Annotated in this window: 15 protein-coding genes; 10 read left to right on the top strand and 5 right to left on the bottom strand. The window is 63.3% G+C overall.

Annotated elements, in window-relative coordinates:
• The first annotated feature begins 61 nt into the window (after positions 1-61).
• Positions 62-2,155 carry a transketolase gene (gene tkt / locus AWB82_RS09660; RefSeq protein ID WP_086966934.1) on the top strand — a complete coding sequence of 698 codons (2,094 nt, stop codon included), beginning with the start codon at positions 62-64 and terminating at the stop codon, positions 2,153-2,155.
• A gap of 6 nt (positions 2,156-2,161) precedes the next feature.
• On the top strand, positions 2,162-3,142 hold the full coding sequence (gene gnd / locus AWB82_RS09655) for a phosphogluconate dehydrogenase (NAD(+)-dependent, decarboxylating) (protein ID WP_086966898.1): 981 nt from the start codon (positions 2,162-2,164) through the stop codon (positions 3,140-3,142).
• A 61-nt stretch (positions 3,143-3,203) separates the two neighbouring features.
• On the opposite strand, the gene AWB82_RS09650 is transcribed toward gnd, so the two are convergent.
• On the bottom strand, positions 3,204-4,049 hold the full coding sequence (locus tag AWB82_RS09650; protein WP_200818076.1) for an ABC transporter permease: 846 nt from the start codon (positions 4,047-4,049) through the stop codon (positions 3,204-3,206).
• Between the two features lie 4 nt (positions 4,050-4,053).
• Positions 4,054-5,016 (bottom strand): nodulation factor ABC transporter ATP-binding protein NodI, encoded by a 963-nt coding sequence (nodI, locus tag AWB82_RS09645; RefSeq protein WP_200818075.1) that lies wholly within the window; start codon positions 5,014-5,016, stop codon positions 4,054-4,056.
• Positions 5,017-5,330: 314 nt separating this feature from the next.
• Here nodI and AWB82_RS09640 point away from each other — a divergent pair, with 314 nt between their 5' ends.
• Positions 5,331-5,840: a universal stress protein gene (locus AWB82_RS09640; protein ID WP_086966931.1), complete on the top strand. Its 510-nt coding sequence runs from the start codon at positions 5,331-5,333 to the stop codon at positions 5,838-5,840.
• 4 nt (positions 5,841-5,844) lie between these two features.
• On the opposite strand, the gene AWB82_RS09635 is transcribed toward AWB82_RS09640, so the two are convergent.
• From AWB82_RS09635 to lexA, 3 genes are all read right to left on the bottom strand, one after another.
• Positions 5,845-6,444 carry a DUF2939 domain-containing protein gene (locus tag AWB82_RS09635; RefSeq protein ID WP_086966897.1) on the bottom strand — a complete coding sequence of 200 codons (600 nt, stop codon included), beginning with the start codon at positions 6,442-6,444 and terminating at the stop codon, positions 5,845-5,847.
• Positions 6,445-6,542: 98 nt separating this feature from the next.
• Entirely contained in the window at positions 6,543-6,869 is a 327-nt protein-coding gene (locus AWB82_RS09630) for a hypothetical protein (protein ID WP_086966896.1), read from the bottom strand.
• A 206-nt stretch (positions 6,870-7,075) separates the two neighbouring features.
• The gene (gene lexA / locus AWB82_RS09625) at positions 7,076-7,753 is read right to left on the bottom strand and encodes a transcriptional repressor LexA (RefSeq protein WP_200818074.1); all 678 of its coding nucleotides are present in this window, start codon (positions 7,751-7,753) and stop codon (positions 7,076-7,078) included.
• 257 nt (positions 7,754-8,010) lie between these two features.
• On the opposite strand from lexA, the gene AWB82_RS09620 reads away from it, so the two are divergent.
• From AWB82_RS09620 to AWB82_RS09590, 7 genes are all read left to right on the top strand, one after another.
• Positions 8,011-9,045, top strand: a complete 1,035-nt coding sequence (locus AWB82_RS09620) for a sulfate ABC transporter substrate-binding protein (protein ID WP_086966895.1) — start codon at positions 8,011-8,013, stop codon at positions 9,043-9,045.
• A gap of 93 nt (positions 9,046-9,138) precedes the next feature.
• Positions 9,139-10,023 carry a sulfate ABC transporter permease subunit CysT gene (gene cysT / locus AWB82_RS09615; protein ID WP_086966894.1) on the top strand — a complete coding sequence of 295 codons (885 nt, stop codon included), beginning with the start codon at positions 9,139-9,141 and terminating at the stop codon, positions 10,021-10,023.
• Entirely contained in the window at positions 10,020-10,916 is an 897-nt protein-coding gene (cysW, locus tag AWB82_RS09610; protein ID WP_086966893.1) for a sulfate ABC transporter permease subunit CysW, read from the top strand. The genes cysT and cysW overlap by 4 nt, the downstream gene beginning before the upstream one ends.
• 15 nt (positions 10,917-10,931) lie before the next feature.
• Positions 10,932-12,002, top strand: coding sequence for a sulfate/molybdate ABC transporter ATP-binding protein (locus AWB82_RS09605; protein WP_086966892.1), 1,071 nt, complete (start codon positions 10,932-10,934; stop codon positions 12,000-12,002).
• A 34-nt stretch (positions 12,003-12,036) separates the two neighbouring features.
• Positions 12,037-12,963: a CysB family HTH-type transcriptional regulator gene (locus AWB82_RS09600; RefSeq protein WP_086966891.1), complete on the top strand. Its 927-nt coding sequence runs from the start codon at positions 12,037-12,039 to the stop codon at positions 12,961-12,963.
• A gap of 42 nt (positions 12,964-13,005) precedes the next feature.
• Complete coding sequence (locus AWB82_RS09595) at positions 13,006-13,998, top strand: asparaginase (protein WP_086966890.1); 993 nt, start codon at positions 13,006-13,008, stop codon at positions 13,996-13,998.
• Between the two features lie 692 nt (positions 13,999-14,690).
• Positions 14,691-15,092: a DUF3304 domain-containing protein gene (locus AWB82_RS09590; protein WP_235023241.1), complete on the top strand. Its 402-nt coding sequence runs from the start codon at positions 14,691-14,693 to the stop codon at positions 15,090-15,092.
• Positions 15,093-15,103 lie beyond the last annotated feature (11 nt).

Raw genomic sequence — 15,103 nt, 5'->3', positions numbered from 1 at the left:
TCTGCTTGCCCGCTGCGGCGCCTTTCGCCACAGCGCGCTCTTCGCAAAGGAGTCGTCGCTCATGTCTCAAGCAACACCTCAGGCCAAAGATCTCGATCGCCTCACGATCGACACCATCCGCACGCTCTCGATGGACGCGGTGCAGAAGGCCAATTCCGGCCATCCCGGCACGCCGATGGCGCTTGCGCCGGTCGCGTTTCATCTCTGGCAGAACCATCTTCGTTACGATCCCGACGCGCCGCTATGGCCGAATCGCGACCGCTTCGTGCTGTCGGTCGGGCATGCGTCGATGCTGCTTTATTCGTTGCTGCACCTCACGGGCGTGAAGGAATTCGGCGGCGACGGCAAGCCGACCGGCAAGCCCGCCGTGTCGCTCGATGACATCAAGCAGTTCCGTCAACTCGACAGCAAGACGCCGGGCCATCCGGAATACCGCATGACGACCGGCGTCGAGACCACGACCGGACCGCTCGGGCAGGGCCTCGGCAATAGCGTCGGCATGGCGATGGCCGCGCGCTGGAAAGAAGCCCATTTCAACAAGGGCAAGGACAATATTTTCGATTACCGCGTCTACGCGCTGTGCGGCGACGGCGACATGATGGAAGGCGTGTCGCACGAAGCGGCCTCGCTCGCGGGGCATCTGCGGCTTTCGAATCTCATCTGGATCTACGACAGCAACACCATCACGATCGAAGGCCATACGGATCTCGCCTACAGCGACGAGGTCGCAGCGCGCTTTCACGGCTACAACTGGCACACGCTGCACGTCGAGGACGCCAACGACGGAGCCGCCCTCGAAGCGGCGTTCAACAAGGCCAAATCGCATACGGACAAGCCGACGCTGATCATCGTGAAAAGCATCATCGGCTGGGGCGCGCCGCACAAGCAGAACACGGCGAGCGCGCACGGCGAAGCGCTCGGCGAGGAAGAGGTCAAGCTCGCGAAGAAGTTCTACGGCTGGCCCGAAGACAAGCAGTTCTACGTGCCCGACGGCGTGATGCAGCACTTCGCCGACGGCGTGGGCGCGCGCGGCAAGAAGCTGCATGCCGAGTGGAAGCAGCGCTTCGACGCCTATGAGAAGGCCAATCCGGAACTCGCGAAAGAGGCCTGGCAGATGCTCGGATCGAAGCTTCCCGACAACTGGGACGCCGACATCCCGACCTTCGAGGCGGACGAGAAGGGCCTCGCGACCCGCGATTCGTCCGGCAAGGTGCTGAACGCGATCGCGCAGCGCTTGCCCTGGCTGATCGGCGGCGCGGCGGACCTGTCGCCGTCGACGAAGACGAACCTGAAGTTCGAAGGCGCCGGCAGCTTCGAGCACGACAGCTACGGCGGACGCAATCTGCACTTCGGCATTCGCGAGCACGGCATGGGCGCGGTCTGCAACGGCCTCGCGCTGTCCGGGCTGCGTCCGTACGGTTCGACGTTCCTGATCTTCAGCGACTACATGAAGCCGCCGATTCGCCTCTCCGCGATCATGGAAGTGCCGACGATCTACGTGTTCACGCACGATTCGATCGGCGTCGGCGAAGACGGCCCGACGCATCAGCCGATCGAGCAACTGGCGTCTTTGCGCGGCGTGCCGGGTCTGTGCACGCTGCGGCCCGCCGACGCGAACGAAGTTGCAGAAGCGTGGCGCGTTGCGCTCACGCATGCGAAGGAGCCGTCGTGCATCGTGCTCACGCGCCAGCCGCTGCCGACCTTCGATCGCAAGAAATACGCATCCGCCGAAGGCGTGAGGCGCGGCGCCTATGTGCTCGCCGACACCGAGGGCGGCAAGAAGCCCGAAGTCATCCTGATGGCCACGGGCAGCGAAGTGTCGCTGTGCGTCGAGGTATATGAAAAGCTGAAGAGCGAAGGCGTCGCGGCGCGCGTCGTGTCGATGCCGTCGTGGGACATCTTCGAGAAGCAGGATCTGGCGTACAAGGAATCGGTGCTGCCGCCCGACGTGAACGCGCGCGTGTGCGTCGAGCAGGCCGCGACGCTTGGCTGGGACCGCTACGTCGGCCGCCTCGGATCGCAGATCGTGATGCATACGTTCGGTGCATCCGCGCCATTGAAAGCACTGAAGACGAAGTTCGGTTTCACGCCGGAAGCGGTCTACGACGCCGCGAAAAAGCAGATCGAACGCGTGAAATCAAACGGTAAGGAGTGAATCATCATGCAGATTGGCATTGTGGGACTGGGGCGCATGGGCGGCAACATCGGGCGGCGCCTGATGCGCAGCGGGCATACGTGCGTGGTGTACGACCACAACCCTGAGGCGACCGAAGCGCTCGCGAGCGAAGGCGCGACGGGCGCGAAGGATCTGGGCGATCTGGTCGCGAAGCTGGCCGCGCCGCGCGTCGTCTGGCTGATGTTGCCGGCGGGGAAAATCACCGAAGACACGCTCAACGACCTGCGCAAGATCCTCGGCGCGGACGACGTGATCATCGACGGCGGCAACACCTTCTACAAGGACGACATCCGCCGCGCCGCGCAGTTGCGCGAGCAGGGCATCCATTACGTCGATGTCGGCACGTCGGGCGGCGTGTGGGGCCTGACGCGCGGCTACTGCATGATGATCGGCGGCGATGAGCCGGTCGTGCGCCGGATCGACCCGATTCTCGCGACGCTCGCTCCCGGACGCGGCGACATTCCCGCGACGCCGGGCCGCGAAGGGCGCGATGCACGGGTCGAGAACGGCTACATGCACTGCGGGCCGGTCGGTTCCGGGCACTTCGTGAAGATGGTGCACAACGGCATCGAATACGGATTGATGCAGGCGTATGCCGAGGGCTTTCACGTGCTCGAACGCAAGGACTCGACGGAGCTGCCGGAGAACGAGCGCTACTCACTCGATATCGCCGATATCGCGGAAGTGTGGCGTCGCGGCAGCGTGGTCTCGTCGTGGTTGCTCGATCTGACCGCGGGCGCGCTCGCGGGCGACACCTCGCTCGATCGCTATTCGGCCGAAGTCGCGGACAGCGGCGAAGGGCGCTGGACGATCGAGGCCGCGATCGAGGAGGCGGTGCCGGCGCAAGTGCTGTCGGCGGCGCTGTACACGCGCTTTCGCTCGCGCGATGCCGAGTCGTTCCCCGAGCGCCTGCTATCCGCGATGCGCTTCGGCTTCGGCGGCCATCACGAGTTCCCTGTGAAATAGCGCGCTTCTGCTTTGACGATGCGAAAACGGCGATGGGCTTTCAAGGTCCATCGCCGTTTTTTCATTTCATCATGCGTCGCCTGAAAAGCCACGCGCACAGGAAAAACGGCACGACAACATACGCGACAAGCACGAGCACATGCAGCGCGTAGCCGTCGAACGGACGGCCCAGCATCGCCGGACGGATCAGCTCGACCGCGTGAAACAGTGGCAAAACCTGCGTGACATGCTGCGCGAGCGCGGGCAGTTGCGCGATCGGAAAGAACACGCCGGAGAGCAGCAGCATCGGTGTGAGCGCGAGCGTCTGATAGAACATGAAGAAGTCGTAGCTCGGCGCGAGCGCGGTGACGACCATCGCCGTGCTGGCGAACGCGAGTCCCGTCAGTACGATGACCGGCAGCGCGATCAGCATCGACGGAAAGCTCGCGTAGCCGAGCGCGCCCGCGACGATCATGATCGCGACGCCCGACAGCACCGACTTGCTCGCGGCCCAGACGATCTCGCCGAGCACGATGTCGCCGAGCGTGAGCGGCGTGTGCATGATCGCTTCCCACGTGCGCTGAACGTGCATGCGCGAGAAGCCCGAGTACATCGACTCGAAGCTCGCGGACATCATCACGCTCGACGCCGCTGTGCCCGCCGCGAGAAACGCGATATACGACACGCCGTCGACGTGTCCGACCATCAGGCCCAGACCGAGGCCGAGACCGAAGAGATAGATCATCGGATCGGCGAGATTGCCGATCATCGAGGCGATGGCGAGCTTCTTCCAGACGAGATAATTGCGGCGCCACACCGACATCCAGTGCGTGGCGTTCGCGGGCAGCGCGCTGGCGAGCGGCGTGAAGTTTTGCGCGTGCTTCGGCTCGCGCTTTTTGCCGATGCGAGATCGTTCGAGCGTATCCATTGACTCAGTCCACCATCTCACGTCCCGTGAGACGCAGGAAAACATCTTCGAGATTCGCCGGACGATGCAGATAGCGCACGTCCGCGCGCCCCTTCACGCGCGCATGCACGGGCTGCGGATCGTCGACATAGCAAAAGAGCGTTTCGCCGCTCACTTCCATGCGCTCGACGAGCGGCTCCAGTTCGGCGGCGAGCGCCTGCGGATCGGGACCGTAGATCTCGATCACGTCCGAACCGATCACCGATTCGATGAGCTCGCGCGGCCGTCCCTCGGCGATCTTGCGGCCTTCCTCGATCACGCACAGGCGGTCGCAGAGGCGTTCGGCTTCTTCCATGAAATGCGTCGTCAGAAGGATGGTCTTGCCGCGCGCGAGCAGCGAGCGCAGACGTTCCCAGATCATATGCCGCGCTTGCGGATCGAGTCCGGTGGTCGGTTCGTCCATCACGAGGACATCGGGATCGTTGACGAGCGCGCGCGCGAGCGTAAGACGCCGCTTCATGCCGCCCGACAATTCGCCGACGCGCGCATTGGCCTTGCTCTCCAGCCGCGCGAATTCCAGCAGCGACGGCACAAGCGCGTCCATGCGCGCGCCCGTCATTCCGAAGTAGCGGCCGAACACCGTCAGATTTTCGCGGACGGTGAAATCGGGATCGAGATTGTCGAACTGCGGCACCATGCCCACGCGCTGGCGCGCGAAACGGGCGCGCGCGGGCACCGGCTCGCCGACGAGACGGATCGCGCCGCTATCGGGTGAGGTGATGCCGAGCAGCATCTTGAGCGTCGTCGTCTTGCCCGCGCCGTTCGGTCCGAGCAATCCGAAGCATTCGCCCGGCCGCACGTCGAACGACAGGCCATCGACGACCATGCGCTCACCGTAGTGCTTTCTTACTTCGCTGAACTCGATGGCGGGCGCGCTGCTTTCATCGGGCGCTCGTGACGGGCTTTGTTGCAATGTTTGATCAGTCATGCATTCGTGCCGCAGGGAAAACCGCATGAGGGAAATCCAGCGGGCTAGTGTAATCCATTGCACCAAGGCGGCGCGTGGCGTGCAACCGCGCGCGGCGCGTGCGTGTCAAACCTGTGCGGCGCGCGTTGAACCGGTTCCGGCTGAAAGTGCCAGAGGCTTGTCCGTCGGCGTCCTGGTGATTCTGGCACGGTGCGAGCTAGCGTGTTCGAGCCGGTAAGCGTTTTCCAGCGTTGTCTCCCTTGGGACGACGCACGATGATGAAACAACGCCGCGGGCAAGTCGCGCTCAACGGCAAGTTGGCCAGGGAGGTCAAGATGGATAGCTACCGAAAAATCCTGCTGTGCTACGACGGCTCCAGAGAGGGCCGCAAGGCGCTGCGTCAGGGCGCCAATCTCGCGCTGGATCTGAACGCGGAGACGCACGTGCTCGCGGTGGTGGACATGCGATCGAGCATCGCGCAGAGTGCCGGACTGCTAACCGATATGGCCTGCGGACGCTTCGAGGAGGCCGCGCGCGACATTCTGCAGGAGGGCGTCGAATGGCTGCGCGAGCGCGGACTGCAGGCACAGGGACATTTCGCGTTCGGACATCCGATCGATGAAATCGCGGCGCTTGCCGAGAGCCTCCAGGTCGATCTCGTCGTCGTCGGGCATCGTTGCCGCAGCGGTCTCGCGCGATGGTGGATGGGCGCGGGCAACACGCCGCTGCTCGATCGCGTGAAGTGCAGCATTCTGGTTGCCGTGTGTCAGGCGGGCGAATCCGCCGAAGCCGAAGACGAAGCCGCGTATGCGGCGAAGCCGGTCAAGGCCGAAGCCGGCGCCTGACGCGTCAACCGCCGAGATCGACCGCGACGAGCTTCCACGACACGAGCCCGTCGCGATGAAAGATCGCGGAGTAACGCGCATCGCCGGCGCCGTGCCGATAGGTCACGACGAACGTGTTCAGGCTTCGATAACCCGCCGTGGTCTGCGGCGGCTCCCTCGGTGGCTGCTGCGCGCTCGTGACGCCGGAGGCGGGCGCGTTCGCCAGGCTCGCCGACGAGCCGTCGCCGGCCTGTGGCGGACGCTCGCCCGGATCGCCACGCGGCGGAATGCCGTTCAGAATCGCCGCGACGCCGTCCGGTGTTGCATATGAATCCACCAGCGGACCCACGAGCGCCGCGCCGATCATCGCACCGATGATCGCGAGCGGATTGCCGCTCTTCTGGATATCCACCCGCCGCGTGAGCAGCGCCGCGACCTGTTCCTTGAGGCTCGCCCGCAACGCCGGAAAATCGACGTATTGGTTGACGGTCTGCGCGTCGCGCGCGTCGGCCGCGCGCTTCACGCGGTTCAGTGCGATGTAAGGCGACGCATAAATGAAACCGAGCGCCGCGACGAGAATCAGGACGACGAGCGCCGTGGCGAGTGAGCGGGTAGTGCGGGACATACAGCGGCGAGCCTCTTGCAAAACGTGAATCACGGATTGACCGCATGCGTGCCGGTTATATCCCGTGAATTCACGTTGTGCGTACGGTCCAGCTTCTTTCAGGCGAGGACTCCGTCGGCCAGCCCCGCGTTTTCCTCCGCGATGCAGCGGTCGATCATGCGCGACACCTCGTCGATCTTGCCGACCAGAATCACGCGCGATTGCCCGCGATAAACCCGCACCGGCGCGCGCTGCTCGGGGTCGGCGTGCACCGTGCTGCTCAAGGAGACGCGCGCGAAAGCCGGCTGACGAGACGGCAATGCGGGCATTTCGTCGAAGAGATCGGGCGTGGTTTCGGCGCTCGGCATGCCGCACGCGATCAACGTGCGCAGATGGCGCAGGCGACCGAATTGGCGGAAGGGCAGCAGACGGGCAAAACGTTCCATGATGACTCTCCAGACGATAGGACGCACCGCGGCGCACCGCGCACGGTGGCCGTCATGCTTGTTGTGTTTGAGACGCCCGAACCAGGTGTCGAAAACGGTTGGTGAGGCTATCTTGCGATGTCAATGAGACATTTCTTGTCCCGTTGCGATAGCGGCCACACAATTTGCCGTCGATTTTCGCTGCGCGCTCATTCGAAGGCGGCGCCTTAGAACTCGCCCGAACGGATCAGCCCGACCGCGATGCCTTCCAGCGCGAACTCGCTACTGCCGGAGCGCACGAAAATATTTTCGTAGTCCGGGTTTTCGGCGATTAGCTCGACGCCGTCCGGCCGGCGCTTCCAGCGTTTGACCGTGACGTCGTCGCCGAGACGAGCGACCACGATCTGACCGTCTTTCGCTTCATTGCGCTTCTGCACGGCGAGAAGATCGCCGTCGAGAATGCCCGCGTCGCGCATCGACAGGCCGCGCACCTTCAATAGATAGTCCGGCTTGCTGGAAAAGAGCGCGGGGTCGCACGCGTAATGCTGCGAGATGTGCTCCTGCGCCAAGATCGGGCTGCCCGCCGCGACCCGGCCGACGAGCGGCAGCGACAGTTGCATGATGCTCTGATGCGGCAGCGTGAACTGATGCGGCAGTTCCTCCGAACGATCGATGCGCGATGCGTCGCCGAGCAGCCGAATGCCGCGCGACGAACCCGCCGCCAGTTCGATCACGCCCTTGCGCGCCAACGCCCTGAGATGCTCCTCCGCGGAATTCGCGGAGCTGAAACCGAGTTCCGCGGCGATCTCGGCGCGCGTGGGCGGAAAACCCGTGCGTTCGATCGCGCGCTGGATGAGTTCGAGCACCTGCTGCTGCCGCGCGGTAAGTTTTGATGTTTTGATCACTAGCTCAGGCCCCTGATGCACTGTATGAATGGACAGGTGCCTGTATTTTTATACAGTATTCCGCGCTTTTCAAGCTTTACTTTAAGTTCGCCGCCGACGGCCCCCGCGCGCTCGATTCACGATGGTTCGTGCTTTTTCCATACAGGAATATCGTTCTTAGCAGTTTTACGTATAAAAAAGTGAATAACGATTATTTCTAATCATATAGAGGCCTCGATAGACTGATTCCGTCAATTCGATAAGACGGAGAACGGGGAATGCAAAGCATCACACTGGGATTGGGCAAGAGCGCGCGGCGTCTGCTCGCGGCGGCGGCGCTGACGGCGGCGAGCTTCGGCATGACCGCGACGGCCTATGCGCAGACGTCGTTTCTGAACGTCTCGTACGATCCGACCCGCGAGCTGTATCAGGACTTCAATCAGGCGTTCGCGAAGAAATGGAAGGCCGACACGGGCGAGACCGTGACCTTCAAGCAGTCGCACGGCGGCTCGGGCGGACAGGCTCGCGCGGTCCTCGACGGACTGCAGGCGGATGTCGTCACGCTCGCGCTCGCTTACGACATCGATGCGCTCGCGTCCAAGGGACTCGTCGGCGCGGACTGGCAGAAGCGCCTGCCGGAAAATGCATCGCCGTACACGTCGACGATCGTGTTCCTCGTGCGCAAGGGCAATCCGAAGCACATCAAGGACTGGGACGATCTGGCGAAGCCGGGCGTGTCGATCGTCACGCCGAACCCGAAAACCTCGGGCGGCGCACGCTGGAACTACCTCGCGGCGTGGGCGTACGCGCAGCACAAGCCGGGCGGCAACGAGCAGACCGCCAAGGACTTCGTGACGAAGCTCTACAAGAACGCCGGCGTGCTCGATTCCGGCGCGCGCGGCGCGACCACGAGCTTCGTGCAGCGCGGCCAGGGCGATGTGCTGATCGCATGGGAGAACGAGGCGTTCCTGTCGCTGAAGGAATTCGGTCCGGACAAGTTCGAGATCGTCGTGCCGTCGGTGAGCATTCTGGCGGAGCCGCCGGTCGCGGTGGTCGACAAGGTCGTCGACAAGCACGGCACGCGCAAGCTCGCCGAAGCGTATCTCAAGTATCTGTATAGCGACGAAGGGCAGCAGATCGCCGCGCGCAATTTCTATCGGCCGCGCTCGGACAAGGTGCCCGCCGATCTCACGAAGCAGTTTCCGAAGCTGAAGCTCTACACCATCGACGATACGTTCGGCGGCTGGACCAAGGCTCAGAAGACGCACTTCGCGGATGGCGGCGTGTTCGATTCGATCTATCAGCCGCAATAAGCGCAAGAGGCGGGCGACGCGGCGCGTCAATGACGCCGCGCGCCCCAGGCAGCCACGCGCGCCGACCCCGCGCGCAAAAAGGACGAATCAAGGATGACGACCTTCACATTCAGGAAGCCGAGCGCGCTGCCCGGTTTCGGCCTGACGCTCGGCATCACGGTGGCGTATTTGAGCCTCGTGGTGCTGATTCCGCTTGCCGCGACCTTCGCGAAGACGGCGACGCTCGACTGGGCGCAGTTCGTGCGCGCGGTGACGTCGCCGCGCGTGCTTGCGTCGTATCGGCTCACATTTGGTGCGGCCCTCGGCGGCGCGCTCATCAACGCGGTGTTCGGCTTTCTCGTCGCGTGGGTGCTCGTGCGCTACACCTTTCCGTTCAAGCGGATCGTCGATGCCATCGTCGATCTGCCGTTCGCGCTGCCGACGTCGGTCGCCGGCATCTCGCTCGCCGCGGTCTATGCGGGCAATGGCTGGATCGGGCAATATCTCGCGCCGCTCGGCATCAAGGTCGCGTTCACGCCGCTCGGCGTGCTCGTCGCGCTGACGTTCATCGGCTTGCCTTTCGTCGTGCGCACGGTGCAGCCGGTGCTCGAAGACTTCGAGCGCGAACAGGAAGAAGCCGCCGCGTGCCTCGGGGCCACGCGCTGGCTCACGTTCCGCCGTGTCGTGTTGCCTTCGCTCTTTCCGGCGCTCCTGACCGGCTTCGCGCTCGCGTTCGCGCGCGCGTTGGGTGAGTACGGCTCGGTGATCTTCATCGCGGGCAATGTGCCGATGAAGTCGGAGATCACGTCGCTGCTCATCATCACCAAGCTCGAACAGTACGACTACGCCGGCGCGACCGCGCTGGCCGTCGTGATGTTGTGCGTATCGTTCCTGATGCTGCTCCTCATCAACACGCTGCAATGGTGGTTGCAACGGCGCACGGGCAAGACGGGCGCAGCGCCTGTCAAGGTCGCGCTGGCAGCGGGAGAAACGGTATGAGCAAGGTGCTTCCGTTGCAAACGACGACACAGCGCGATACGCACGGCCTGAATCCCGTCACCGAGCCGCGCGCCGTGCGCTGGCTGCTGACCGGCATCGCGCTCGCGTTTCTCGCGTTCTTTCTCGTCGTGCCGCTCGTCGCGGTGTTCGTGCAGGCGTTCGCGAAAGGCGTCGACTATTACTTCGAGTCGCTGAAGGACCCCGACGCGTGGTCCGCGATCAAGCTCACGCTGATCACCGCCGCGATCGCCGTGCCACTGAATGTCGTCTTCGGGCTGGCGGCGTCGTGGGCGATCGCGAAGTTCGAGTTTCGCGGCAAGGCGCTGCTCACCACGCTCATCGACTTGCCGTTTTCGGTGTCGCCGGTGATCTCCGGTCTCGTCTACGTGCTGATGTTCGGCGCGCAAGGCTGGTTCGGCCCGTGGCTCGCCGCACACGACGTGCAGATCATCTTCGCGGTGCCGGGCATCGTGCTGGCGACGATCTTCGTGACGTTCCCGTTCGTCGCGCGCGAACTGATTCCGCTGATGCAGGCGCAAGGCAACGATGAAGAGGAAGCGGCGCACGTGCTCGGCGCATCGGGCTGGCAGATCTTCCGGCGCGTGACGCTGCCCAACGTGAAGTGGGGTCTGCTCTACGGCGTGATTCTCTGCAACGCGCGCGCGATGGGCGAGTTCGGCGCGGTGTCGGTGGTGTCGGGTCATATTCGCGGACAGACCGACACGATGCCGCTGCACGTCGAAATTCTCTACAACGAATACAACTTCTCGGCTGCGTTCGCGGTGGCGTCGCTGCTGGCGCTGCTCGCGCTCGTGACGCTCGCGCTGAAACTCCTCGCGGAGCGGCGCATGTCGCAAGCATTCACCGCCGCCCAAGCCACCGCACAGAATTGAGAGGCCGATAACATCATGAGCATCATCGTTCGCAATCTGCAAAAACGCTTCGGCAATTTCACCGCGCTCGACAACGTCACGCTCGACTTTCCGGCGGGCGAACTCGTCGCGCTGCTCGGCCCTTCCGGTTGCGGCAAGACCACGCTGCTGCGCGTGATCGCGGGCCTCGAATTCGCCGACGCGGGACAAGTCGTGCTGCATGGCGAAGACGTCGCGGCAGTCGGCGCGCGCGAGCGTCAGGTCGGCTTCGTGTTCCAGCATTACGCGCTGTTCCGGCACATGACCGTGTTCGAAAACGTCGCGTTCGGCCTGCGCGTGAAGCCGCGCCGCGAACGTCCGAGCGAAGCCGTGATTCGCGAAAAAGTGCATGAATTGCTTAAGCTCGTGCAACTCGACTGGCTCGCGGAGCGCTTTCCGTCGGAACTCTCGGGCGGGCAGCGGCAGCGCATCGCGCTCGCGCGAGCGCTCGCCGTCGAACCTAAAGTGCTGCTGCTCGACGAGCCGTTCGGCGCGCTCGACGCCAAAGTGCGCAAGGAACTGCGTAGCTGGCTGCGCCGTCTGCACGACGATCTGCATATCTCGACGCTCTTCGTCACGCACGATCAGGAAGAAGCGCTCGAAGTGGCGGATCGGATCGTCGTGATGAATCACGGCCGCGTGGAGCAGGTCGGCAGCCCGCAAGACGTGTACGATCATCCGCAGACGTCGTTCGTCTACGAGTTCCTCGGCGCGGCCAACCGGCTGCAGGGCGAGGTCGATGCGCGCGGCTTCATCGTCGATGGCGCCACGAGCCCGATCGCGGCTCAGGCGCATTTCAGCGGCCGGGCGCTCGCCTATGTGCGTCCGCACGATCTCGCGCTGTATCCCGCCGACGGCACGCATCGCGACGGCATCGTGGTGGACGTGCGGCGCGTCGTGACGCTGGGCGGCTCGGTGCGCGTCGAACTCGAAGGCAGCGCGGGCGGCGTGATCGAGGCGGAACTGGATCGCGAGGCATGGCGCGCGCTCAGGCTCGATATCGGCGATGGCGTGACGGCCGTGCCGCGCGCGCTGCGCGTGTTTCCGGCCCCGTCATCGGCGCAATGACATAACAACATAAAAGCATCACGGAGAGATTCACATGAATTTTCAGCAATTGCGCTTCGTGCGCGAGGCCGTGCGTCAGAACATGAACCTGACGGAGGTCGCCAATGTGCTCTATACGTCCCAGTCGGGCGTGTCGAAGCAGATCAAGGATCTCGAAGACGAACTCGGCGTCGATATCTTCATTCGCCGCGGCAAGCGTCTCACGGGACTCACGGAGCCGGGCAAGGAAGTGCATCAGCTGATCGAGCGCATGCTGCTCGATGCCGAGAACCTGCGGCGCGTCGCGCGCCAGTTCGCGGATCAGGACAACGGCCATCTCGTGGTTGCGACGACGCACACGCAGGCACGTTATGCGTTGCCGAAGGTCATCCGCAAGTTCACCGAGGTGTACCCGAAGGTGCATCTCGCGCTGCGTCAGGGCAGTCCGCAGCAGATCGCGCAAATGATCATCAACGGCGAAGCGGATATCGGCATTTCGACCGAAGCGCTCGACCGTTATCCGGACATCGTCACATTCCCGTGCTACTCGTGGCATCACACGGTCGTGGTGCCGAAGGATCACCCGCTCGTCGGGCACGAGAACATCACGCTCGAACAGATCGCGGAATATCCGATCGTCACCTACGACAACGATTTCACCGGCCGTTCGCACGTCGATCAGGCGTTCGCGAGCGCGGGCGCGATTCCCGACATCGTGCTGACGGCGATCGACGCCGACGTCATCAAGACGTATGTCGAACTGGGCATGGGCATCGGCATCGTTGCGGCGATGGCGTATGACGCAAAGCGCGACACCGAACTCGTCGCGCTCGACACGCAGCATTTGTTCGAGGCGAGCACGACGCGTGTCGGCCTGCGCAAGGGCGCGTTCCTGCGTGCGTACGCTTACCGGCTGATCGAAATGTTCGCGCCGCAACTCGACGAGGCGCAGATCGCGGCCCAGCTTCGCGAGCCGGTCTGATTCCCGCGTAATGCGGATGCCGGCTGATTTACAATCGCCGGCATGAACACCTCTTCCCTACCTCGTATCGCCGTGCTCGCGACGGGCGGCACCATCGCCGGATCGGCGGGCGACGCGTCGAAGACAGCTGGCTACAAGGCGGGCGTGGTCGGCGTCGACAAGCTGCTCGACGCCGTGCCCGCGCTCGGCTCCGTCGCGCAAATCCACGCTGAACAGATCGCGAGCATCGACAGCAAGGACATGAGCGCCACGCTGTGGACTCAGCTCGCGAAACGCATCGATGAACTGCTCGCACGCGACGATATCGATGGCGTCGTCGTCACGCACGGCACCGATACGCTCGAAGAAACCGCGTACTTGCTGCATCTCACGGTGAAGAGCGCGAAGCCCGTCGTGCTGACCGCGGCGATGCGTCCATCGACCGCGCTTTCCGCCGATGGTCCGTTGAATCTGCTCAACGCGGTGACGGTCGCGGCGTCGAAGGACGCGGTGGGCAAGGGCGTGCTCGTCGCTTTCAACAATCAGATTCACAGCGCGCGCGATGTCACCAAGACGAGCACCTATGCCGTGGATGCATTCCGCTCGCCCGAAACCGGCGCGCTCGGCTTCGTGCAGGACGGACGCGTCGAGTTCCAGCGCACGGTCATGCGGCCGCATACCACGGCGAGCGAGTTTTTCGCGACCGGGCAATGGCCGATGGTCGAGATCGTCGCGAGCTACTCGGATGCATCGCGCGTGATGGTCGATGCGCTCGTCGCGGCGGGCGCACGCGGCATCGTCGTTGCGGGCACGGGGAACGGCTCGATGCACGCGACGCTTACGCAGGCGCTCGCCGATGCGGTGAAGCGGGGCGTCGCGGTGGTGCGTGCGTCGCGCGTGGGCTCGGGTCATGTGATGCGCAACGGCGCAGCCAATGATGACGCGCTTGGCACCGTCAGTGCCGGCACGCTCAATCCGTACAAGGCGCGCGTGCTGTTGATGCTCGCGCTGGGTTCGCAGGTGCGGGATCTGCAGCGTGTTTTCGATGTGTATTGATTTGGCGTTCGCGCGTGGTTCGTTTCGTCGTTCGTGAATTCCTGATTTGAAGCTCAAACGAGAAGAAATATCAAAGAGAAAAACTGCGTGGCTATCGGCAAAGTTATGCGCGATAACATGACTTATAAATTCGCTTACTTGCGCGATTATGTCGCGCGACGTTCAGCAAGAGTCATCTTCTGACACGTCTTGCACAGCGACGGTCACGGCGCATTCTTCGACGAAGCAATCGAATTGGGTCTGCCATGACCGAACATGCCGGCGCGATTAGACGCAAACGCGACCGCTAGCGCGCGAGTCAAGAGTCGTCCAGCGAACCGGTTGCAAGCACCGGGTCATCGCGTGCGCGCAGCATGGATTGTTGTGCTTGATATCTCCAGCCGTCCGTGTGCAACGGCACCTGTGCGCTCCGTCCACGGCATCACGAGTAAGCGCAGAAGGTATTTGACAAAAATTTAAAAAATTAAATCACCCGCCGCATTAGCATTACGAACGAAGTCGGTCGATTTCAAGGCAAGTGACCTGCATAGTTGTATTGAACAAAAACGGATAATTGAATGCACCGGGATCATCTGATTCATCCAGTCCGGGTTCGCAGAGCTGGCGGCGAAAAAGGACGGCTCAGATTCGCTCGCGCTACCGTCCTCACCGGATTGGCCTTGCTCACGCTGTCGGCATGCGCCGGAGGCGCAATGCCTGACGATCCCTTTGACGGCGAAGGCAAAGCCTTGAGCATCGTGCCGATCAATCACACAGACCGCTATGCGGTGGGCATCTTCGTGGACAAGTATTGGGCGGGAGACGTAGATGAACAAAGCGGCGGCGGATCGGCAAGTTGCTGCTATCCAGGCTTAAAACGCTGGAGTCGGCCTGTCACGGTTCGGTGGACATGGGGACAGGAATCGGATCCGCAGACCAAGATCATTCTGAAAAAGCGGGAGCGGCGTGAGGTGATTGCGCATTTCCCTGCTGTGGGCCCGCACAGTGATCCGGATATGAGCAAGGACGACGCGTATCTGTGCGTCATTCTGCGAGACTTAGATACGGTCGATTTGGCGTTCTCGCCATCTGCTTTTGCGTGCGCCGACAAATAACAATCAGAGTC

It is taken from the genome of Caballeronia glebae, assembly GCF_001545035.1.
Classification (GTDB): Bacteria; Pseudomonadota; Gammaproteobacteria; order Burkholderiales; family Burkholderiaceae; genus Caballeronia; species Caballeronia glebae.
This window is presented reverse-complemented; position numbering and strand designations above follow the sequence as displayed.